General features: G+C 46.9%; 14 protein-coding genes. 8 read left to right on the plus strand and 6 right to left on the minus strand.

Going from position 1 to position 20,722, the window contains the following annotated elements; genetic code table 11:
• The first annotated feature begins 12 nt into the window (after positions 1–12).
• Both pnuC and ACEW9O_RS21665 read left to right on the plus strand, forming a co-directional pair.
• Positions 13–624 (plus strand): nicotinamide riboside transporter PnuC, encoded by a 612-nt coding sequence (gene pnuC / locus ACEW9O_RS21660; RefSeq protein ID WP_373552293.1) that lies wholly within the window; start codon positions 13–15, stop codon positions 622–624.
• Positions 608–1,690 (plus strand): acyl-CoA dehydrogenase, encoded by a 1,083-nt coding sequence (locus ACEW9O_RS21665; RefSeq protein WP_373552294.1) that lies wholly within the window; start codon positions 608–610, stop codon positions 1,688–1,690. The genes pnuC and ACEW9O_RS21665 overlap by 17 nt, the downstream gene beginning before the upstream one ends.
• A 133-nt stretch (positions 1,691–1,823) precedes the next feature.
• Here the strand turns inward: ACEW9O_RS21665 and ACEW9O_RS21670 are convergent, their stop codons facing one another.
• The 4 genes from ACEW9O_RS21670 to ACEW9O_RS21685 all read right to left on the minus strand — a co-directional run bounded on the left by ACEW9O_RS21670 (position 1,824) and on the right by ACEW9O_RS21685 (position 8,165).
• Complete coding sequence (locus ACEW9O_RS21670) at positions 1,824–4,904, minus strand: WD40/YVTN/BNR-like repeat-containing protein (protein WP_373552295.1); 3,081 nt, start codon at positions 4,902–4,904, stop codon at positions 1,824–1,826.
• A gap of 254 nt (positions 4,905–5,158) precedes the next feature.
• A complete protein-coding gene (locus ACEW9O_RS21675; RefSeq protein WP_373552296.1) occupies positions 5,159–5,905 on the minus strand; it encodes an outer membrane lipoprotein-sorting protein in 747 nt (248 codons plus the stop codon).
• Between the two features lie 203 nt (positions 5,906–6,108).
• Positions 6,109–6,519, minus strand: a complete 411-nt coding sequence (locus tag ACEW9O_RS21680) for a DUF4259 domain-containing protein (RefSeq protein WP_373552297.1) — start codon at positions 6,517–6,519, stop codon at positions 6,109–6,111.
• 137 nt (positions 6,520–6,656) lie between these two features.
• A complete protein-coding gene (locus tag ACEW9O_RS21685) occupies positions 6,657–8,165 on the minus strand; it encodes an NAD(P)H-hydrate dehydratase (protein WP_373552298.1) in 1,509 nt (502 codons plus the stop codon).
• Between the two features lie 242 nt (positions 8,166–8,407).
• Between ACEW9O_RS21685 and ACEW9O_RS21690 the strand changes: the two genes are divergently transcribed.
• From ACEW9O_RS21690 to ACEW9O_RS21715, 6 genes are all read left to right on the plus strand, one after another.
• Positions 8,408–8,950 carry a hypothetical protein gene (locus ACEW9O_RS21690; RefSeq protein WP_373552299.1) on the plus strand — a complete coding sequence of 181 codons (543 nt, stop codon included), beginning with the start codon at positions 8,408–8,410 and terminating at the stop codon, positions 8,948–8,950.
• Between the two features lie 415 nt (positions 8,951–9,365).
• On the plus strand, positions 9,366–9,722 hold the full coding sequence (locus ACEW9O_RS21695) for a hypothetical protein (protein ID WP_373552300.1): 357 nt from the start codon (positions 9,366–9,368) through the stop codon (positions 9,720–9,722).
• 31 nt (positions 9,723–9,753) lie between these two features.
• Entirely contained in the window at positions 9,754–10,065 is a 312-nt protein-coding gene (locus tag ACEW9O_RS21700) for a hypothetical protein (protein WP_373552301.1), read from the plus strand.
• Between the two features lie 168 nt (positions 10,066–10,233).
• Positions 10,234–11,475 (plus strand): MFS transporter, encoded by a 1,242-nt coding sequence (locus tag ACEW9O_RS21705; RefSeq protein ID WP_373552302.1) that lies wholly within the window; start codon positions 10,234–10,236, stop codon positions 11,473–11,475.
• A gap of 29 nt (positions 11,476–11,504) precedes the next feature.
• Positions 11,505–12,413: an ROK family protein gene (locus ACEW9O_RS21710; RefSeq protein WP_373552303.1), complete on the plus strand. Its 909-nt coding sequence runs from the start codon at positions 11,505–11,507 to the stop codon at positions 12,411–12,413.
• 122 nt (positions 12,414–12,535) lie between these two features.
• A complete protein-coding gene (locus tag ACEW9O_RS21715) occupies positions 12,536–13,099 on the plus strand; it encodes an SIS domain-containing protein (protein ID WP_373552304.1) in 564 nt (187 codons plus the stop codon).
• Between the two features lie 12 nt (positions 13,100–13,111).
• Here the strand turns inward: ACEW9O_RS21715 and ACEW9O_RS21720 are convergent, their stop codons facing one another.
• The gene (locus tag ACEW9O_RS21720; protein WP_373552305.1) at positions 13,112–15,373 is read right to left on the minus strand and encodes a BamA/TamA family outer membrane protein; all 2,262 of its coding nucleotides are present in this window, start codon (positions 15,371–15,373) and stop codon (positions 13,112–13,114) included.
• Positions 15,363–20,543, minus strand: coding sequence for a translocation/assembly module TamB domain-containing protein (locus ACEW9O_RS21725; protein ID WP_373552306.1), 5,181 nt, complete (start codon positions 20,541–20,543; stop codon positions 15,363–15,365). Before ACEW9O_RS21725 ends, ACEW9O_RS21720 begins: the two co-directional genes overlap by 11 nt.
• Positions 20,544–20,722: the final 179 nt, after the last annotated feature.

Below are 20,722 nucleotides of genomic sequence, written 5' to 3' on the forward strand. Positions count from 1 at the left end.
GATCTTATTCATATGGACCTAAATGTAGCAGGGGAATTGCTGATTCAGCAGATTCGCCAAACCAGCCTTCTGGAGTGGACTGCGGTGGTGTTTGGGGTAAGCCAGGTACTGCTGGCCCGCAAAAACAATATCTGGTTGTATCCGACCGGGATCATCAGTGTGCTTTGTTCTTCCATCCTGTTCTTCCAGTCCAAGCTCTACGCAGAGACCTTGCTGCAAGGCTATTACCTACTGATGAGCATTTACGGTTGGGCCAATTGGCGCAATCACTCCACTTCCGGTGCTTCCAAAATCACCCGCAGCAGCCGCCAGGAAAAATGGATCACCTGGGGTATTGCCGTTTTGGGCTGGGGTTTGCTTTATATCGTACTCCGCAGCTTCACAGATTCGGATGTGCCCTTCCTGGATGCTTTTGTTTCCTCCACGGCTTGGGCGGGCATGTGGCTGCTGGCCAAGCGCAAGCTGGAAAACTGGATCTGGCTCAATATCTCCAATCTGGTGGCGATTCCGCTGTTGTTGTACAAGCAGTTGTACCTATTTTCGGTTTTGACCTTGATTCTGTTTGTAGTGGCGATTTTTGGGTATTTGGATTGGAAAAAAACACTCGATGCCTCAGAAGAATAATTTCAGTGGGTTGAATGCTATAATGGCCACAAAAGCGGAACAACTCGGCTGCCTTCCACCCGAATGGCTGGAGCTGATCTATCAGGAAAAATGGTTCAAACTCTTTGTGCCAAAGGACTTGGGGGGATTGGGCTGTAGCTTACCCGAAGCCTTGCGGATCGAAGAAAAACTCGCATTTGCCGATGGTAGCCTGGGCTGGACGGTGACGCTCTGTTCTGGTGCAGGTTGGTTCGTAGGGTTTATAGAGGAATCCCTGCGCAACAGCATTTTTTCTAACCCTAAACTTTGCCTGGCCGGAAGTGGATTTGTCGGCGGGAAAGCCGATCGGGTAGGGGAGCGGTACCACATTGAGGGCCACTGGACTTATGCTTCTGGTGCGTTGCACGCTTCTCATTTTACTGCCAATTGTACGCTCTTCGAAAACGGAAACCCCGTCCACGATGTGAAGGGAAATCCAGTGGTTAAAGCTTTTATTTTGGAAAAAGCGGAAGTCACTATTTTAGATGGCTGGAACTACATGGGCATGATCGCTACGGGGAGTCATGCTTTTCAGGTGGAAAATTTGTGGGTTCCCTTGAACCGCTGTTTTGACATTAATCCTGCTAAAGCTCAATTACCCGATCTCGTGTATCAATATCCCTTTTTACAATTTGCCGAAGCCACCTTGGCGGTGAATATTTTAGGGATTTCCCTGCACTTGCAGGAATTGATTGCTGTGGCTTTTTGGAAGCGGGATGCCTATCGGGAATATTCCGAAAAGCAGCGAAGTTATTTTCAGCGGGTTTTTGAAAAACAAAATGATAAGGTAAAAGATCTCAAAAGGTCGTTTTATGATTCAATTGAAGCTTCCTGGTCTGAGCTGGAAATCAATCGTAAAATCACCCCATCAACTTTGAAAAAAATCAGCCAGCTCAGTCGCAAACTCACCCAGGTTTGCCGTGAAACCAATGCAAAACTTTATCCTTTTGCTGGTCTGGAAGCTGCCAAATCCCACAGCGAGATCAACCGGGTTTGGCGTGATTTTAATACGGTGAGCCAACATGCTTTGTTGATTTTTCCTTTTTGAACTACTTAGGTGTGTCTTAAGTGTCTTAGGTTTCTTAGGTGGTGAAAAAAACCAAGCCTCGCGAAGCGGGGCAAAATTTCACCACCTAAGAAACCTAAGACACTTAAGGTGCACCTAAGCAATTATTGGGGCTTTACTGTAGCTTCAAAAACTCCTCAAAAGGTTTGATGGCAATAGCCGCCAGCTGATTTTGAACCAACAATTCGTTCAATTTGGCAGCATGTTTACCTTTCAGCTTTTGTAGTTCAATTTTGGCCGCGTTGAACTCCGCCTCAAGGCGTTTGAGGTTGGCCAATTCATTGGCTGACGGTTTGTACAGACTGGATGCCAACATGCTGAAAAGGCTAGCCAGGTGTTCCCGCAATTGAGGCTCACCTGCGGATACATAGTTGTCACCCGTCGTGACGACCAAGGTTTCCTTCAATTTGTTGTACTCTGCCAACATCGGGGTAAGGGTGCTGGACAAGCCCGTATTTTTGCTCATCAGTTGTTTCGCTCCGCTGATGGTTTCATCCAGTTCGTAGACCAGGTAGGCCAAAGATTGGGTCATGTCGAACACCTTCTGTACCGTCGCTTCTTTCAGCTTGCGATCCTCTAACGTGATGGCCGATTTTGGATCGTAGGAGATAATCCAATCGTGGGTGTAGGTTTCCGTTCCTTTTTGAACCACAATTTTGTATTTCCCGGCGGGGATAGGCGCTGGAGTGGCCCCTTCCCGACTGATGGTTTGACCTTTGGCGATCTTGGGTACTTTGCCTGCGTAACCCCACTCAACGATGTTGATGCCCTTGGACTTGCCTGGCGTGATTTCGTGTACTTTTTGCCCGGCGGCATTCTGGATTTCCATGGTGAATTTGCCCAGGCTATGGCGTTTTTTGAGGTAATAAACAATTTGGCCCGCCCTGGAAGGGTTGGGTCCCACAAATTCAGTTTCCCCAGCGGTGCCGCCAAAGCTGCTTTCTTCGTACATGATCGCCGGGCGGTTCTTGAAGAAGTGCAAATCTTTTACCAGTACTTCATCGGTGATTTGCCGCAAGGGGCTGATGTCGTCCAAAATAATGACTCCTCGACCGTGGGTACCCATGACCAAATCATTGGTTTTGCGCTGAATTTCAAGGTAATAAACAGCTACTGCTGGCATGTTGTTGGTGAATTTGTACCAGGTTTTTCCTGCATTCATACTGATGTACAACCCAAATTCCGTGCCCAAAAAGAGCAAGTTGGGATTGACAAAATCCTCCTGGATGTTGCGGGCGATTCCCTCTACATCTGGGGTCAGCACAGAAGTCCAGGTGGCACCAAAATTGGTGGTTTTGTAGGCATAGGGCTGCATGTCTCCGTGGGAATGCCCCTCGAAAACGGCATAAGCGGTGCCCTTGTTAAAACTGCTGGCTTCGATGTGGTAGCACCAGGTGCCAGCGGGCAATCCGGGCAAGTTTGTATTGACGTTTTTCCAGGTTTTGCCGGCATCCTGGGTGACTTGTACGTTGCCATCGTCGGTACCTACCCAAATGACTTTTTCATCCAGTGGCGATTCCGCAATGGTGAAAATGGTACAATGGTTTTCAGCACCGGAGTTATCGGTCGACAGGCCTCCCGAGTTTCCTTGACTGGTTTTACTAGGGTTGTTGGTCGTGAGATCGGGGGATATTTTGACCCAGGTGTCGCCCATGTCGTCGGATTTGTGCAAAAACTGGCTGCCCATGTAAAGCCGATCCGGGCGAAGTGCGCTGGTCGCCATGGGAGGATTCCAGTTCCAACGCAATTTGGGGTCGCCGATCACGGGCAGAGGCTGAATGACGCGGATTTTGTTTTTTTCAAGGTCAGTCCGCCAAACATTTTCAGCTCCCTGCATTTCTGAATAGACGATGCGTTTGGTGGGGTGGGGGAGTGCCCGAAACCCGTCGCCGACCCCAATCAACTGCCAATCACGCGCTTCAATACCTCCGGGGGATGAGGAAGGCCCATACCAGGTGTTGTTGTCCTGCAAGCCACCATAGATGTTGTAAGGCTCTTGATTGTCGACACTGACGTGGTAATACTGAGAAACTGGCAGGTTTGCCACGATTTCCATGGTGGTTCCACCATTCCAGGAACGGTATACGCCACCGTCCGTGCCACAAAACATCCGCTCGGAGTCATTGATGGAAAAAACGATGTCGTGGATGTCGGAGTGCATGGCACCCAGGTTGCGGAAGGTTTTACCTCCATCGCGCGAAATCGAGCCGGAAAGCCCACCTTTCGCAATAACCTCCGGGTTGCGGGGATCAACGGTGATCCTGGAAAAATAAAATGGCCGCACTACGATGCCAAAGTCGTTGTTCAGCTGCTTCCAGGAAGCCCCGGCGTCGTCGCTGCGGTACAAGCCTTTTTCTTTGTCTTGTTCTGACTCGATGACGGTGTACAGGATTTTGGGGTTGGAAGCGGCGATGGCGATGCCCATCCGGCCCAATTTGCCACTGGGGAAACCATTGTGGATTTTATTCCAGGTTTTACCCCCGTCACTGGATTTGTACAAGGCGCTGTTGTTGCCACCCGAATTGAATGACCAGGCCGTACGGCGGAACTCCCAAAAAGAGGCATACAATATGGAGGGGTTACTCGGGTCCATCACCATATCGGCGCAGCCGGTTGTAGCGTCGACGTACAGAATTTTGCTCCAGGTTTTGCCCCCATCGCTCGTTTTGTATACGCCACGCTCCTCACTATCGCTCCACAAGGCACCCAATACGCCTACGTAGACTTCATTGGCGTTTTTAGGATTGACGATGATGCTGGCGATCCGTTCAGATTTTTCCAGTCCCATCTTGGTCCAGTTGAGGCCTCCATCCCCAGTGCGGTAGATGCCATCGCCAAAAGAAACACTATTGCGAGTCCAGGTTTCGCCGGTGCCCACCCACACCACATTATCGGGAGCGCTTGGGTCAACGGCAACTGCGCCGATGGATTGGCAATGGTTGTCAAAAACGGAGTTGAAGCGGGCACCTCCATCGTTGCTTTTCCAAACACCTCCGCCAGCAGTACCCACATAAATGACTTTGGGGTTGCTGGGGTGTAGCTCGATGTCGCTGATGCGCCCACTCATGATGGCTGGGCCGATTTGGCGTGCACGGAGGTCACCGAATAGTTCTTTGCCGCGGGTGATGGCGTCCTGTGCGGGTAGGAATGCTGGCAACAAAAGCGCCAGGCACAAAAAACGGTATAGCTGATGCATGATTTTTAATTTAGGAATTTGGTAAAATAAAAAAACTGCTTTTACCTGATCAGTAGGAGTTTAAGCCTGGTTGATGTCAAGTGTAAAAGCAGTTTCTTTGCCTGTTGTTCAGGCCGTATATTCTAGATCCGTAATAGTGGGGCAAAAACAAGTGTTCATTTTTTTTGAGCCAAAATATTAGATAAAGCACTTAAAATGAACCGTTTAATTATCTAATCTTTTGGCAAAATGAACTCTTGTTTTTTTGTCGCCCTTTATTTCTCTTCCGTAAAAACAAACTCCTTCGGGTCAACCTGAGGATTCAACTCGATTTTGGTCAAGGTGATGGGTTGGCTGCCACCTCCTTTTACACCCTGGCCCAAAGAAAAAGGAAAAAAGAGGCCATTCACTTCCTGGTAGTCACTCATGGTAATTTGAGAGATCTGTCCTTTGGCTGGTCCAATTTTGATTTCTGATTCCACTAGGATGGGAATAAACTCTTCGGCATCAAAAAAGTAAAATGACACATTTTCTTCGGTTTTGCCTTCAATGACTAAGGGCTTTTTGGTCAACTTGATTTTGAAGGTTTCGGTGCCCTCCACGGTTTCTTTGCCGATCAGCTCTACCTTGTAGCCTTTCGCACTGTAATTCAAGAAAGGGTCAGGGAAATCAGCCAGCCCAGTTTTGAATATCTCGGTGGATTCTGCGTCACTTTTTTCTGCCTTCATGGTCATGAAGTTGGTGTTCCAAAGGGTAGTCCCATCATACACACCTTGTTTGATGGTTTTACCCTGAAATGTAACCACCGTCATTTGGCGACCATCTTTGAGGTTAAAAATATCGAGGGGAATGTCCATTCCGCCCTGATTGACTTTGGCTGACATCTTGACTCCTTCCAGTTTTTGCCATTTTTCTACCCCTCCGGTGGCAGTGAGGTACTTGTTGATGATTTCTTCGGCAGTTTGCGCATGGCTGAAACTGACCGTAAAAGCTAGCGCTAATAACAATGATAAGGTTCTCATTGGACAGTCGGTTGTTATTTTTGGTAAAATAGAGGTTCAAACAGCAACAAAGTAAGGGAGAAGATTGCTGTGAAAGGGCAGAATTATAATAATGCATTTAAAGCATAGACGAGCAGCGGAAATCGGGGGATGAAAGATGCAGCAATGTATTGTTTTTGGCTTTTTTACGCGTTTTTAAAAAGTGTGTCAAAGTTGTGTTTTGCCTATTTCAATCTCTTTTTTAAATCCTTAATTACAATCATCCAATGATCCAACTCGTCCACCTCTTCCCAAAGCTGGCGCAATTCAGAATCCTCGGACTCGCTGATTTTTTCCACCGCGTGAATCGCCAAGTTGACCAAATCGGCATCAATCCACTCCTGGATGGCTTCCAGGTCGATTTCAAAGTCATCGAGCAGGGTTTCGTGGAATTCTTCGGGTTCATTGCCTTGTGAGATGGCCAACAATTCGGCTGCGGCCAACACGCAGGAACCCATGCGTTCATTGGGCTCTTCTTCCTCGATGGCATCGCTGAACAAACGTTCAATTTTATCGATCAACTGTTTTTCCGAAAACGCCTCAACCCACGCTACCGCGTCGTCATTTTCAAAGTTATTGATACCCCATGCTGCCATAACATAACACGATTTGCTTATTCCTGATAAAAAATTGGATAAAAACGAAGCCGAAGTGGCTCTTGCTGCAAAAATAAATGTTTCTCTAAAGCTTCCTAAATAGTGGGGCAAAATGAACACTTATTTTTTTATCGCCCCTAGGATTTTTTTAGAAACTGGAACGCTACCCCAATATGATCCACAATGTCACTGGCCAAAAGTGCCTCGTGTCCCAGCTTGGTGGCGGCAATATCTCCCGCCAAGCCATGCAGATAAACGCCCAGTTTACACGTTTGTGCTGCATCGTAACCCTGCGCCAACAAGCCAGTCAGGATACCCGTGAGCACGTCTCCACTCCCCCCTGTGGCCATCCCGGGGTTCCCGCTGGAGTTGAACCAGATTTGTCCATCCGGCAGCGCAATTGCGGTATGAGCCCCCTTACGGATGATGTACAGGCCATATTTTACCGCAGTCTCACGTAGCAAATCCAGTCGGGCGAAATCATCGGGTGCGTCTCCAAACAAGCGGGAGAACTCTTTGGGATGTGGCGACAAGATGGCCCCACGCGGAATCCGCTGCTGCCATTTTTGTTGGGCAATGATGTTGAGTGCATCCGCATCGATTACCAACGGTTTTTGACCAATGGCACCGAGGAATTCATCTAAACCACGGATAGAAAAATCTTTGTTTCCCAAGCCACAACCAATCCCTACTGCGGAATATTTTCCCAATTCGGGCATTTCTGAAAAATTGAACTGATGCCGATCCGAACTCACCATTGCCTCGGGCAAGCCCATTTGTAAGATCGGGTAACCACAGGCTGGCGCGTGAATGGTCAGCAGCCCGGTGCCGCTCCGCAAGATTGCCCGGCCGCTGAGCAAAGCAGCGCCCATCATACCCTGGCTACCCGCAATGAGCAAAGCGTGGCCATATAAACCCTTGTGGGCGTAACGGCTGCGTTTTTTTACCCAGGTTTGTACATCGGCTTGTTGAAGATAAAAATTATGGGTATCAAGCTCTTGAATTTTCTCTGGGTGTAAGCCAATCGAAGCATAAGCCCATTCACCGACTCGGCTATCGTTTTCAGGCAGCAAAAAAGCCAATTTTGGGAACTCGAAACTAAAGGTGTAATCCGCACAAAATGTTTTGTTGTTGGTGCTGCTGTCCGCATTTAAACCCGAAGGTAAGTCTACAGCTATTTTGGTGCCCGCAAATTGGCTCAAATGTTGCACAAAATCAGCCCAATAGCCCTCCAAAGGGCGAGAAATTCCAGTTCCCAATAGCGCATCAATCAGGATGCCAGAGGGTGGGAGAGGGGGCAGTGGATCGCCTTCGGAAAGCTCCGTAATGGGAATGCTTTCAAATTGAGGTAAGTTTTTTAAATTGGTTTGAAAATCAGCACTTTGTTTTGGGCTGATGGCACATAAATACAACTCAACTTCGTAAAAGGCATAGCTCAACATCCGGGCAATGGCCAGTCCATCGCCGCCATTGTTGCCTGGCCCACAAAAGATACAAATAGGGGAGTCCTCCTGGGGGAATTTTGCCATGAACCAGTCTACAAAACTGGTGGCTGCCCGCTCCATGAGGTCGATCGAGGAAATGGGTTCGTGGGCGATGGTGTAGGCGTCTAATTCACGAATCTGGGCTGAGCTAAGGATTTTCATGCCTTTTTGATTGTAATGTATGTTGTTTGTTTGAATAACTATTGTTACTTTTGAATATAAGTGCCCGGCCATAATTAATCAACACTTTTTGAAGGGTTAATTTTGAGTCATATTTCGTTGAAAAGTCTCGCCGTAGCCCTGCTATGGCTGCGTTTTTCGCCTCATCTGGCTCAAAATTTCCTCCTTCAAAAAAGTGCCATTAATTATGGCCGGGCACTTACACAAAATTAAAACCTATTTCTATGAAAAACATCCTATTATTTGTACTTGCCTGCATTTTCATCTCCGCTGGATGCAGTTCCATAGAATCAACGTCTTTGATCGTAGACAGAACTTTAATCCGGGAGCCAAGACCCAAAGAAGTAGTGCCTTACGGGCATAAGTTGAATGAATATGCGATGCAAATTGGAAGATATTCCCTGGCCGATCTTGACGATTACTACAGAAACGACCTGTCCCGAGAAAAAGCAGAAGCTTATTACAACAATGCTAGAAAAATGTTGATTTCCAGTATGGTTCAATCTTATGGCCTGGCCGAAAAAGGAGATGATACGTCCATTGCATTCTACCTGAATGAAGTGCAAGAACTAAAACTCATGCAACCTGATGTTACTTTAAAACTTCTTAGTCGGGCTGAAAAAAGCATGGCCCCGGAGGAAGTAAAAAATATTGCTGGCAAGATTTATGATTTTAACCAAAAAGCGATTGCTGGAATAAATAACCCGGAATATCTGGCAAGAATGGGGCAAAAATGGGAAGAGATTAGACTTTTTGCCGAAAGATAGAAACCTAATCGCGGAGCGATTGAATTTTGAATAGCCCCGGTCGTCCGGGGTCATTTTGGTAGCAAAAGTTTCGCAACCGCGGATGCGGTTGAACTTTTTACTCAATTGAGTTCAACCACTGCCGTGGTTGCCGCCAATTTGACCCAACTATTTACCCCGGACGACCGGGGCTATTCAAAGTTCAACCGCATCCGCGGTTGGTTATCCTAAAAATTCGGGATGACTCATGTTCTTCGTAAATACATAAAACTATAACTCCCTGACAACGCGGAAGCCCACATAGCTGGAGGGAGCAGGTTAAAAGGATTCTGGATGATGTTAAAAAATTTCATAGGATATTGTTTTGAGATTTCGACAATCATTTGTAAGTTTATTACTGAAACTAATACATTCTACTAAAAAAAACAAAATAAACATGAGCGAAACTCCAAAAGCTAAAAGTTGGTCCGTTCTCTTTTTTTTATTGCTGATTTCGTTGATTTTACTTCCAAAAGCGGGGGTCGATTTTATTCAATCCAATATTCGTATTCAGGTAGAAAAAACGAGGCAAGAAAATTTGCAAGCTTTGACTCCATTGATGAAAGGAAGTCCCAATAAAATAGCGAAATTGACAAAAGAGATAAACCAGAGCCAATCCTTACTCTCAACGCTAAAGGAGATTAAAAAACTTTCGACATTCCAATTAATTTTTTATTCGCTTGTTTTAATTGGGTTAATCTGGTCTAGGCAGGCTAAACGAGTGGAAAACAGTGTCGAGCTTCAGAATGTATAATTTTATTTGCAAAAATTCAAAATGTTTTAAAATGAATTTTATTAAAATTCCTGGAATTGCAATGGCAGCATTGTTGATCATTTTGGCGCTTTCATACCGTGTGGATGTATCTCAGTTGCGGGTGGACGAGCTGAGTGTTCACAATGCTGCAGAAAAAATGGAGCGGATTGTTCAGCAGCCTTATGATAGTCAGGTGTTCCAAGCAGGAATGCTCGCTGATGCCAAACTGGTTTTAGAAACAGCTAAACGTATACAACGCATTGATCAAATGGAAGCATGGTTTTATTTGATTGTTTTGGTTATTGGAACAGTGCTGTTGATCTATAAATGGGTAAAGCAGTAAAAAAAGCTCTTTTATTTAACATAATATAAATTATGGGACAAAAATTAAAACCTTTCCACATGGGCGTATCTAAAATTTTGGACATCGAATGACGAATAATCAGCCGCGCATGCTATTTTCGTCGCTCATCATTTGAATCAATCAGCGCAAATCAATCCAAACAAGCACATGGAAAACCCTTTTACTTCAAAAAGTGCCCTTCAACACCTTTTTAGCGTCCCCGTGATCGTGGCCGCACTCGGTTATTTTGTCGACATCTACGACTTGTTGCTATTTAGCATCGTACGAATTCCCAGTTTACAATCCCTGGGGCTTTCGGAAGCCGAAGTTTCAACCGTAGGTGCCAGTATTCTGAACTGGCAAATGATTGGTTTGCTACTTGGTGGCATTTTATGGGGCGTTTTGGGCGATAAAAAAGGCCGGCTTTCGGTACTTTTTGGTTCGATTTTGACCTACTCCCTGGCGAATATCGCTTGTGGATTTGTGCAAGATCCTTCGGTATACAAACTCCTGCGTTTCATCGCTGGGATTGGTTTGGCAGGCGAACTGGGCGCGGGCATCACCCTCGTGTCCGAAATTTTACCCAAACATTTGCGTGCCATCGGAACTTCGCTCGTTGCGGGAATTGGGTTGCTGGGGGCAGTTGTTGCCTATTTCAGCGTGGAGTGGTTTGACTGGCGCACGGCTTATTTCATTGGTGGCGGCATGGGTATTGCCCTGTTGTTGTTGCGCATCGGGGTATTTGAATCCGGCATTTTTCAACAAATCAAAGCCCAGGAGCACCTCAGGCGGGGAAATTTTTTCTCCCTTTTCACCAAACGAGAACGACTGATTCGCTACTTAAAATGCATCGGCATGGGTTTGCCAACCTGGTTTGTGATCGGGATTTTGGCCACTTTCAGCAACGAATTTGGGATAGCCATGAACATTGCTGAGCCCATCAAGCCTGGACTGTCAATCATGTGGTGCTACATCGGTTTGTCGGCAGGTGACCTCAGCAGTGGTTTTTTGAGCCACTGGCTTCATTCCCGCAAAAAAGCAGTGCTAGCCCTGATGCTCCTCACGCTGATTGGTACGATTGTCTATTTGTACGGAGGAATCAACAATACGAAGACTTTTTACGGTTTGGTCCTAGTCTTGGGCTTTGGCATTGGTTATTGGGCGATGTTTGTGACCATTGGTGCCGAGCAGTTTGGAACCAACTTGCGCGCAACCGCGGCCACTACGATTCCCAATATGGTACGGGGCACAGTGGTGTTGATGACCACCTTGTTCATCAATTTTAAACAATCCTTTAGTGTAATTGACTCCGGGGCTCTGGTAGGTCTATTGTGCTTTACCATTGGATTGTACTCAATTTTGACCATTTCGGAAACGCACAACCGCGATCTGGATTTTTTGGAGGAGTAAAGTTGAACGCGATTAGTCCTTAAACAACAATGAATGTAGGCATCGAAATTGGGGGCACCAAATTACAAGTGGCCACGGGTGATCCCAGCACGGGCAAAATTGAGCAAATTTTCCGCTATCGGGTCGATAAAGCCCGAGGTGCCAATGGTATTTTGGCCCAAATTGAACAAACTTTGCAAGCGCTCCCCTACCCTCCCGGGCGCATTGGGATTGGTTTTGGCGGGCCAGTCAATTGTACTACTGGAGTCATTGCTACCTCCCATCAAATTGGCGGCTGGTCGGGTTTTGAACTGGTACAATGGTTCAAAGACCGTTTTGAGGCCAGCGTTTTGATGGACAATGACGCCAATGTAGCCGCCCTTGCCGAAGCCCATTTTGGCGCAGGAAAAGGTTATAAACAAGTCTTTTACATTACTTTAGGCAGTGGTGTGGGTGGTGGTTTGGTTTGCAATGGAGCGTTGTATCATGGCAATGCGCCGGGTGAGGCGGAAGTTGGGCTTTTACAGTTGGATCGCGAGGGGAATTCCTTGGAATCTTTTTGTTCGGGTTGGGCTCTTGATGCCAAAATTCGGGCGCTGTTACCCAGTTTACCTACCGAATCGCCGCTCAAACAATTGGTCGGTACGCAACAATCAGGAGAAGCGCAATTTTTATTGCCTGCTTTAACCCAAGGCGACCCGAATGCAGCCGAATTGCTTCAGGAGTATGCAGATACGCTGGCTTGGGGGCTTTCACATGTAGTACATTTGTTCAACCCACAAATCATCGTGTTGGGCGGTGGTGTTTCGCTGATTGGTGAAGCGCTGCGGGTGCGCGTGCAGGAGGCACTGCCAAAATATTTGGTGAAGGCTTTTCAGCCGGGGCCTCTGGTTGCGTTGGCTGAACTCAAAGAAGAAACCGTTCTAGTAGGTGCCTTGTGCCTTCTAAGGTGTATCTAAAGTGTCTTAGGTTTCTTAGGTGGTAAAGAATAGCTTGCTATACATTTTTTTTCACCACCTAAGAAACCTAAGACACTTTAGATACACCTTAGAAATAAACTTTTACCATCAATCAATAATATATGGATACGCACTCATTTATATCCGAATATCTTACCAAGCATCAACAGCTGATCGCCAATCTCCCGCAGGCAAAGATCGCGGAGCTCATCGACATTTACGAAAAAGCCTGGGCAGAAAACCGCCAGATGTTTGTATGTGGCAATGGAGGAAGTGCCACCAATGCCTCCCATTTTATCACCGACCTGAGCAAAGCAGCCTCCGATAAAATGGATAAACCATTCAAAGGGATGTCGCTCAATGAGCACCTTTCCTGGATCACCGCACTGGGTAACGACTACGCTTACGAAGACATCTATGTGCGGCAATTGATGAACTTCGCCCAGGCTGGTGACCTGTTGATGCTGCTGAGCGTGAGTGGCAACTCTCCCAATCTGGTCAAAGCCGCCCAATGGGCCAAAGCACATGGGGTGTTTGTGATCGCACTGGTGAGTTCCCGGCCTTGCCAATTGACCGATTTGGCCGATTTTGTCATCGCCGTAGATGAAACCCACTATGGGCGGGTAGAAGATGCCCACATGGGGATTTGCCACCTAGTTTGTTATGCTTTTATTGAAAAAAACTAGGCATAAGCAATCTCAAAAAGGATACCCAATGGCCAGGTTAAACACCATGTTGTTGTTGGGAATTTTGTCGAGGTAAGGTACTTTTAGGGGGAAAGCGAAATCCAGGCGCAGCAACAAGATGGTAAAATCAAGGCGGAGGCCAAAGCCCGCATCGATGGCTAGTTCTTTCAAAAAATTGCTGCTGAATTTTGCACCCGGTTTGAGGGGATCTTCATTCAAGAGCCATACATTTCCGGCATCGACAAACAAAGCCCCTTCGGCAATGCTAAACAACTTGGGTCGGTATTCGGAATTGAATTCTAACTTGATGTCACCCGACTGATCGGGTAAAAACAATACTGCCGGATTGTCGCGATTGGGCGGAGTATAACGCCCGGGGCCAACCGTACGGCTACGGAAACCCCGCAGACTGTTGTTTCCTCCTGAGAAAAACTGTTTGACAAAGGGAAGTTGTTGGCTATTGCCATAAGGGTAGCCAAAGCCCACGATCAGGCGGTTGACCCATTGGCTGCGCTGGTCGATTCGTTTGTAGTAGCGCAAGTCCACTTCTGCTTTGGCAAATTGGGCGAATTTCACCCCGAATAAGGTACCCACCTCGTCGTTTTTCCAGTTGGAGCCATTCACCAAACCAGCAATGTTGCCCGCGATATCCAACAGCCCATTGAAATAAATACCCGTCCGGCGATTGGAACCAGCGAGTTCGTTGTAGTTGTAATTGTAAGTGGCACCGACTATAAATTGCTCTTCTACAATTTTGGCCAGCGAAGGGTATTTCGTGATGCTATCGAGGTACTGTTTAGCAATCGACAGTGGCCTTACATAATTGAAGGTAAAGGGATTGAGCTGGTGTTCTTTTTGCAGGTTTTCTTTCCAGGTATAGCCCAGGTTGCCGCGAAAACTGTTGAGGGTGTATAAATTTTGGCGATTTAACAATTCATAGCCCAGTTGAAGGTTGGTGCGCGGCACGAAATCACTACGCCCCCGAATGTCCAAAAAAGGAACCACAAAGCGAGGGATACTGAGGGTGATCTCCCCTCCTACCCTATACGGATTTGATTTTCCAAAATTGCCACTGACCTGTACCTCGGTACTGCCAAATAAATTCACTGCCAAATGTTCAGCACCTCGAAAAATATTGCGGTGCCGCCATCCTAGTGATACTTGTGAACCAACGAGGTTATTGGTTTTTGAGGTGCCCGTAAGTTCTGCATGCAAGGATTTTTTGGGTAAGGGAGTGAGGTAGTAAAATGCGTTTAATTTGGTACTGTCGAGTACCGGTTCAAAGCGGTTTTTTACGAACTTAAAACTCCCCAGATTGGTTAGCCAACTGAGGGTAGTATTGTGGTCCTTGCGGCTGTACAAATCACCCGGCAGAAATTGCATACTTTGTTCAAAAACACGCTGCCGGAAGAGTTTGGAAGAGTCGATGACATAATATCCTCCCCGATACAATTCGGCATTGGCCAGGTTGGTATCCGGGCTGACGGTGGAGAGGTTGTAATTGGGATAAATGTAAACGTTGTTGATATGGTAAGTATGTCTTGCTTCAGCAGGCGTTTCCGGTTTTACCTGAAGGTATAAGTTAACTTCGTAATTGCCTATGGTGCTATCGGTTTCGATCAGGAGGTATTCGCCGCTAAAGAAGTAAAAACCCAACTCCTTTAGCTCAATGTCAATGCGAGTTCTTTCACCTTTGATGAGGTCTAGGTTAAAAGGAGCTCCTGGTACCAAAAGCGTTTTGGACTGCGTGGCGCGGATGCTTTTTTCAAGGATACCGCTATCGGCGGGGAACGTGATGTTTTTGATTTTATATTCCGGTCCAGTAGCTACCGTGTATTCGGCGCTGGCTTTTTTGCCCTTCACCGTAGTGTCTCCCTGCACTTTTACTTGAAAAAAGCCCCGGTTTTCGAGGTAATTGTCCAATATCCCAGCGTTGCGACCCAGTTTTACCTCGCTGAGCAAAACCGGCGCTTCACCGTATTTGCGACGCAACCAGGCACCTAGGCCTTTTTTACTGCCCAGGTTGTACATCAATAATTTAAAGGGTACTCCCAAAACCCGGCTGTTGGGCACCGGTCTGGTTAGGTCTTGCAGGGTGTTCTGTAGTGCTTTTTTTTGCTTCGATGGGATCTCGGTGTGGGCCATTTTTACCTTTGCGCCAGTATACAATGCGTCATTTTCGGGAACAAATTTGGTCACGTTACAGCCAGTCAGCAACAAGACTAGTGATGTCATGGAAAAATAGAGCCAGAGGGTAATGAGCTTATTCTTCATCTTCAAGCTTTCTGGAGGTGTCAATAAAAGCGGGATCCAGGTCTTCTTTCTGGTTCGTAGGCGGATTGGCAGGTTTTTCTGGAGGGGTGTTGTACTGTTCTATTGCTTTTCTTTCTTTGGTAGCTTTGCGCTTTTGCTTTCTGCGCTCAAAAATCTCTTTAAATTGGTCGTAATCTACCGAAAGGACAAAACCAACCCCGGTTTCGATCACATAACCATAGATTACCCCTTCATATTGGTTGTGGCGATAGGCCCTCAACAGGTAAGTTCCATCCTGAGAAAGGAGGTATTCGATATTCAGATTGGGCGAAGCACTACTGCTGCCCGCATTGGTTTCATTGCTTTGACGGCCACCTTCGAGTGCAAGGTTGGTTCCGATGGAAACGCTTAAGCGGTCGTTCAACAAACGTTTGGAGAGGCCAACATTGAGGTCAGTTTTATTTTGCAAACTGCCCGAAGTATAATCCTCGGAAGAAACGATGTCAAAATTGAGGTCTACCCCTTCAATCAAACCATTGGCGAGGTTGTTCAGTTGTTCGGTCAACATCTTGCTGACACTCTGGCGTGCCAGGGTACCGGCATTGAGGATTCCGTTTGCACTTTCAAACGGGTTTTCCGAGATGAATCGGTTCAGCAAGAGCAAGGCAAATACCTGTTTGTTTAGTTCAGAAGGTTCGGCTTTTAGTTGATTCAGGCGCATTTCTACCTGTCCAGCAATTTGATTGTCAATGCGTACCGTACTTTCTTCTGGCAACACAATGTTGAAGGTAAAGATCGGTTGCATCAATGACCCATCCATGTTCAGGTGTACCGCAAAGGGCAATTTCTGGTGGTAACGCAGGTCGGTTTTGGCCGCAGTAATCTGATCCTGCACCAGTTCAAAGGCAGAGGTATTGACCACGTATACCGCTGTGATGTCTACCACGGCATTGGTGGGTTCTCCAATCCAGGTGATTTTGCTTCCTTTTTGAATGTTGAAACGCCGATGGAGTAAATTGAAGGACATCTCATAGGCACCTTCTTCCAATTCATAAGACCCGGTAAGGGTTATTTTTCCACTTTTGTCTACGCCACCATTCAGCACTGCCTCACCCTGAAGGCGAAGAAAATCTCCGTTGCCTTCATCGATGATTAAAGTCAGTTGCGCTTTTTTGTCTATTTCAATATTGACCGAGGCCTCCATTCCACGAAGGTTGGTTTGGTTAAGTTTATCTTTTTGGATCAAAAACAAAGCGTCATTCAGGGGGGCATCTTTGTCCACAAAAACCACAATCCCATCTCGTTCAACTACTCCAGGCTGTTCTTGTGGTACCACCGCGGTCAGGCGGGTAAGCTCATTGATGCGTAGGGTGCCGTCTACCGCTGGTGCAGTCTCGGTGCCCGTGATTTTTACATTGGTATCAAAATAGACCTGGCCGTAATACAGGTCATTGTTCTTCTTAGAGGTGTTCAGTGCCCTGAAATTTTTGGCCTGCAAGCTCAGGTCAAAGTTATAGTTCAAATAATTGGTCGTGTTGGCTACACCATTGATGGTGAGCCTGTTTTCGGAGGAGTCGCGGATGGTGAAGGAATTAAAGCGTAGCCCCTTGTTTTCTACCGCGATGATCTGTTCATTGTCAATCTTAAACTCACTGTTGAGCATAGTGATGACCATGCTCGTCTCGTTGAAACCAAGTTGACCAGCGATGTCGGGGGAACTTGGTTTATTGCCAATTTTTACATTGCCTTTCAGGTATCCTTTTCCATTCCTGATGGCGCCCATACTGATGCCTTCGAGGGTGTTCCATTGCAGGCTTTTGATGGCTAGATTAAAATCCATCGTACTCTTGTCGTCCGCTTTGAGGAAGTAGTTACCGGTGAGCGCCAGATCGTTGCCCTGTCCTTTGATGCTAATGTCGGTAGCAAAAATATTGGCCTTAGGATTGCTGATTTTAGCATTGATGTCGCCAATGGTATCTCCTTCTACCGCTAGGTCGCTGATGGTAAGGTCGGTGGTAAAATTTAGTTGCGTAATGATGTCGTTCAAAACAATGTTTCCGTTGAGCGTGCCTTCGGCAAACAAAGAATCCACCTGCACGAACCCGGTGAGTGTGGACAGGCGGAATTTTTCAAACAAGATTTCCAGCGGGCTGTTGGCGCTGTTGTCTCGGCTATTGATCGTCAGGTGTTGATTGTTTTTGCTTAAATTAAAATGTTGAGCATTGACCTGAGTGGTGCTGAAGCGAATCTGGTTGTCGGCCTCGATGGACCAAGGCTCGTAATTCAGCAATAAACTATCTTGATGAAGCGACACGGTATAAAATCCTCCAGATTCCTGAGCAAAAAGCCCGGATAAGCGGTATTTGTCGCGTTTGTCTTGATCGCCGATCTGCAGCGCAAAATCTACCTGATTGTTGGCAATATTGGCCCTCAACTGGGTGCTTTGTACAACGAAGGTTTCACCTGTGCCGATTTCCGCTACAATGGTGTTGAAACGGATGTGATCACCCTGAGTTTCTGCGTTTAGGTCTAGTCCGACCATTCGATTGGCCCCATACGCAATATAGGGTGAGCTCAAATGAGCATTCCAACCTGTACTACTGGAAAAATGGCCATCCAAAGAAAGGTCATCCATGCGCTCCAAATCGGGCCAAAAAGCCTGGAGGGCTACATGATCGATCAGGGCGGCCTGGAGGGTAAAATCATACACCAGGGCACTGTCAGCGCTGGTACTGTCCATGATGGCGTAATAAGGTTGGATGGCCTGGATAAAAATGTCTCCCAATTGGGTGAGTTTGTATTGGCCGCTGAGGCTGGCCCGGGCAAAATCGGTGCTCAGATTCAGCGACTGTTGGCCGTTCTCGTATGTGGCCACCAACTCGACGGAATCAATAGCCGTCCGTTGATCGTTGCTGACCAACAAGGAATTGAGCAAATACACGTGCCCATTCAGGCTATCCAGATTGAGGGCCGGAACATCCGCCTGGATAAGGCCCCGGTAAACGATTGGATCGGTGGTCAGGTGCAGTGGGCCGGTTTTTATGCTGTCAATGTTTAGCGTCGCCGCAAAACAAGGGTAAGCTCCGCCTAATTCCCCTTCGGCATTCACTGTAAAATGCAGGTTTGGGTCTTTCATGCCCCCGCGTAGGTCAAACTGTTGCCTGTCCAAAGTGGCATCCAACTGAATATTGCGGTAGGTATATTTGTTGTAAAGGAGACTGGTGATGGCCCCTTTAAGCTGCACATTGGCCGTTTTTTGATCATACCCTTTTCCTTCCACCGTAAAATTGGCGCTGAGCGGCCCCATCGTTTCCGGCTGTTGGATGATGGTGCCTACCTGCAAGGTTTGTACGGCAATGGTGCCAGCGTAGACCGCTTTTTGGGAACGGGCGGCATTGCTGACGGTTCCATTCACTTGGGCATTACCCAAAGGCGTGTTCAAGTCAAGGTCGGCGTCCAGGTTTGCAGCACTGCCTTTTACTGTTCCGGTTAGTGACATCATTTCCGGCAGCGTAATGCTGTCGGGAATACTATTCGGTGGCACAAAGAGCAGGGCGTCATTGCGGCTGGTGCTGAATTGGCGAATGTTGAGGTCCACTGAAAAATGATCGGGGTCGGTCGCATTGTGGATGCTTCCGGAAAGGTCGGCCTGGGTATTTTCAAAACCGCTGAACTGCAATTCCGGGATATTTAGTCGCACCAGGCTGCCCCACATGCGGGTATTGAGTTCAAAGATGGCAGCGGGGTTTTTGAAGGCGGGTTGATCGGCAAGAAAAGGCACAAAAGTCAGGAGGTCTTTTACCTGGATACGGCTATCCTGAATGTCCAAATTGAGACCCATTAGCTCTGGTTTTTCTTGCATCGCGGCGATGGACGGATAGCTGATGATGGCTCTCCGCCGGATGCTGGAACCGGGAGTTTTGATCCATAATTTTTCCAAACGCACTTCACGGCTTGTATACTGAAAGTCTGCTTGTAATTGCTGTAGTGCAAATCCACTGCCTTCCAACATTTGCCCTTTGGTGATTCTGAGGGCGATGGTATCTTGGTTGTACAAAAAATTGTTGCCGTGCAGAGTCAGGTTTTGGAACTTCAAATGGGCGTAATCCATGCCACGCGGCTGGCGCACTTGGGTGTTGTCGTTGTAAATCAGGTTGTTGTTCTGGAGGCGGACCAGGTCAGTGGTGAATTTCCAAGGCGAGTATGCTGTTTGTACTTCCTGCTTATTTTGAGTGGTCAGTTTGATTGCCTGTGTCTCGGTTTTGGCATTCAGATCGATGCGGCCTGTAAAATCGCTTAGTTTCAGTTTGTGGAGGGCGATCAGGTTTTTTTCCAGGTCGATGGTTTTGGGAAAAACTTGCAGGTCTTTGAAGTTAAACTTTGTCTGTAGAGCGGCTGCTTCATTGCTGTAAGCGAAATCTACGTCTTGTAAGCGCGTTTCCTGATTTATAAATTTGATGTATTCCGGTTTTTCATTGGCCATCTCCGCATCTGGATTCGTATTGATCGCAACAATTTCCAGAGGAGTAGTTTGGACCACTCTACCCCTTAACCCACGAATGGCAATGCGGGGCACCTCGTATTCCAGTTTGTTTGGATCGATATGGGCCATACTCAATTGCGCATGATCTAACTGCACATCTACGTCATTCCCCGTGAGTACATCCAAATAGATCAGGTGGGTATTGTCCACCGTCATTTTTTTCACCGCCATAATCAGGGCGGTGCTGTCTTCCACGGGCGTTTCTTCCTCACTCGCAAAAGCATCTACGATGAATTGGTAATTGAACGGTTGATCGGGCTTTGGTCGCTTAAGCTTCACCGTAATGCCCTTTAAAACGATTTCATTGATTTGGACCCGATTGTTGAGCAACTGATACAGGTCGATGTCTACTTTCAATTGGTGACCGGCCAGCAGGGTGTCTTTGCTTTGATCGGCTACATACACTCCCTCCAAGACCAACATCTTGGGAAAAGTAACATCCAGGCGTTTGATGGCTACGGTAGTACCCAGTTTTTGTTCTAGGTAAGTGACAATTTTTTTTCTGGCGAAATCCTGAACTGCTTTGGTTTGGAGGAGCAAAAGCGACACGACAAGCAACAACAACACGGAGCACAAAAGCACAATGATCCCTCTACCAATTTTGACTAAAAGTGGTCTGCTTTTTTTTGTTGCTTCATTTGGTAGCATGGAATAGGAATAAACAGACTGCAAATGGATGCAAAATCTGTTGTATAAAACAAAATCGCTACCCATTTAACCCCCCTGGGGGGCGTATAGTTGTGTTATCGCTGATTTGTTTTTATGTTGGTAGTTGGCCTAAACATAAGTTGTTCTGAATTTTGATTGGTTTTTTTGCAAAAAAATGA

The organism is Haliscomenobacter sp. (assembly GCF_041740695.1).
GTDB lineage: Bacteria > Bacteroidota > Bacteroidia > Chitinophagales > Saprospiraceae > Haliscomenobacter.

Coding starts and splice junctions, on each gene's coding strand:
- pnuC (WP_373552293.1), top strand. CDS start 13: ATGGACCTAAATGTAGCAGGGGAATTGCTGATTCAGCAGATTCGCCAA.
- ACEW9O_RS21665 (WP_373552294.1), top strand. CDS start 608: ATGCCTCAGAAGAATAATTTCAGTGGGTTGAATGCTATAATGGCCACA.
- ACEW9O_RS21670 (WP_373552295.1), bottom strand. CDS start 4,904: ATGCATCAGCTATACCGTTTTTTGTGCCTGGCGCTTTTGTTGCCAGCA.
- ACEW9O_RS21675 (WP_373552296.1), bottom strand. CDS start 5,905: ATGAGAACCTTATCATTGTTATTAGCGCTAGCTTTTACGGTCAGTTTC.
- ACEW9O_RS21680 (WP_373552297.1), bottom strand. CDS start 6,519: ATGGCAGCATGGGGTATCAATAACTTTGAAAATGACGACGCGGTAGCG.
- ACEW9O_RS21685 (WP_373552298.1), bottom strand. CDS start 8,165: ATGAAAATCCTTAGCTCAGCCCAGATTCGTGAATTAGACGCCTACACC.
- ACEW9O_RS21690 (WP_373552299.1), top strand. CDS start 8,408: ATGAAAAACATCCTATTATTTGTACTTGCCTGCATTTTCATCTCCGCT.
- ACEW9O_RS21695 (WP_373552300.1), top strand. CDS start 9,366: ATGAGCGAAACTCCAAAAGCTAAAAGTTGGTCCGTTCTCTTTTTTTTA.
- ACEW9O_RS21700 (WP_373552301.1), top strand. CDS start 9,754: ATGAATTTTATTAAAATTCCTGGAATTGCAATGGCAGCATTGTTGATC.
- ACEW9O_RS21705 (WP_373552302.1), top strand. CDS start 10,234: ATGGAAAACCCTTTTACTTCAAAAAGTGCCCTTCAACACCTTTTTAGC.
- ACEW9O_RS21710 (WP_373552303.1), top strand. CDS start 11,505: ATGAATGTAGGCATCGAAATTGGGGGCACCAAATTACAAGTGGCCACG.
- ACEW9O_RS21715 (WP_373552304.1), top strand. CDS start 12,536: ATGGATACGCACTCATTTATATCCGAATATCTTACCAAGCATCAACAG.
- ACEW9O_RS21720 (WP_373552305.1), bottom strand. CDS start 15,373: ATGAAGAATAAGCTCATTACCCTCTGGCTCTATTTTTCCATGACATCA.
- ACEW9O_RS21725 (WP_373552306.1), bottom strand. CDS start 20,543: ATGCTACCAAATGAAGCAACAAAAAAAAGCAGACCACTTTTAGTCAAA.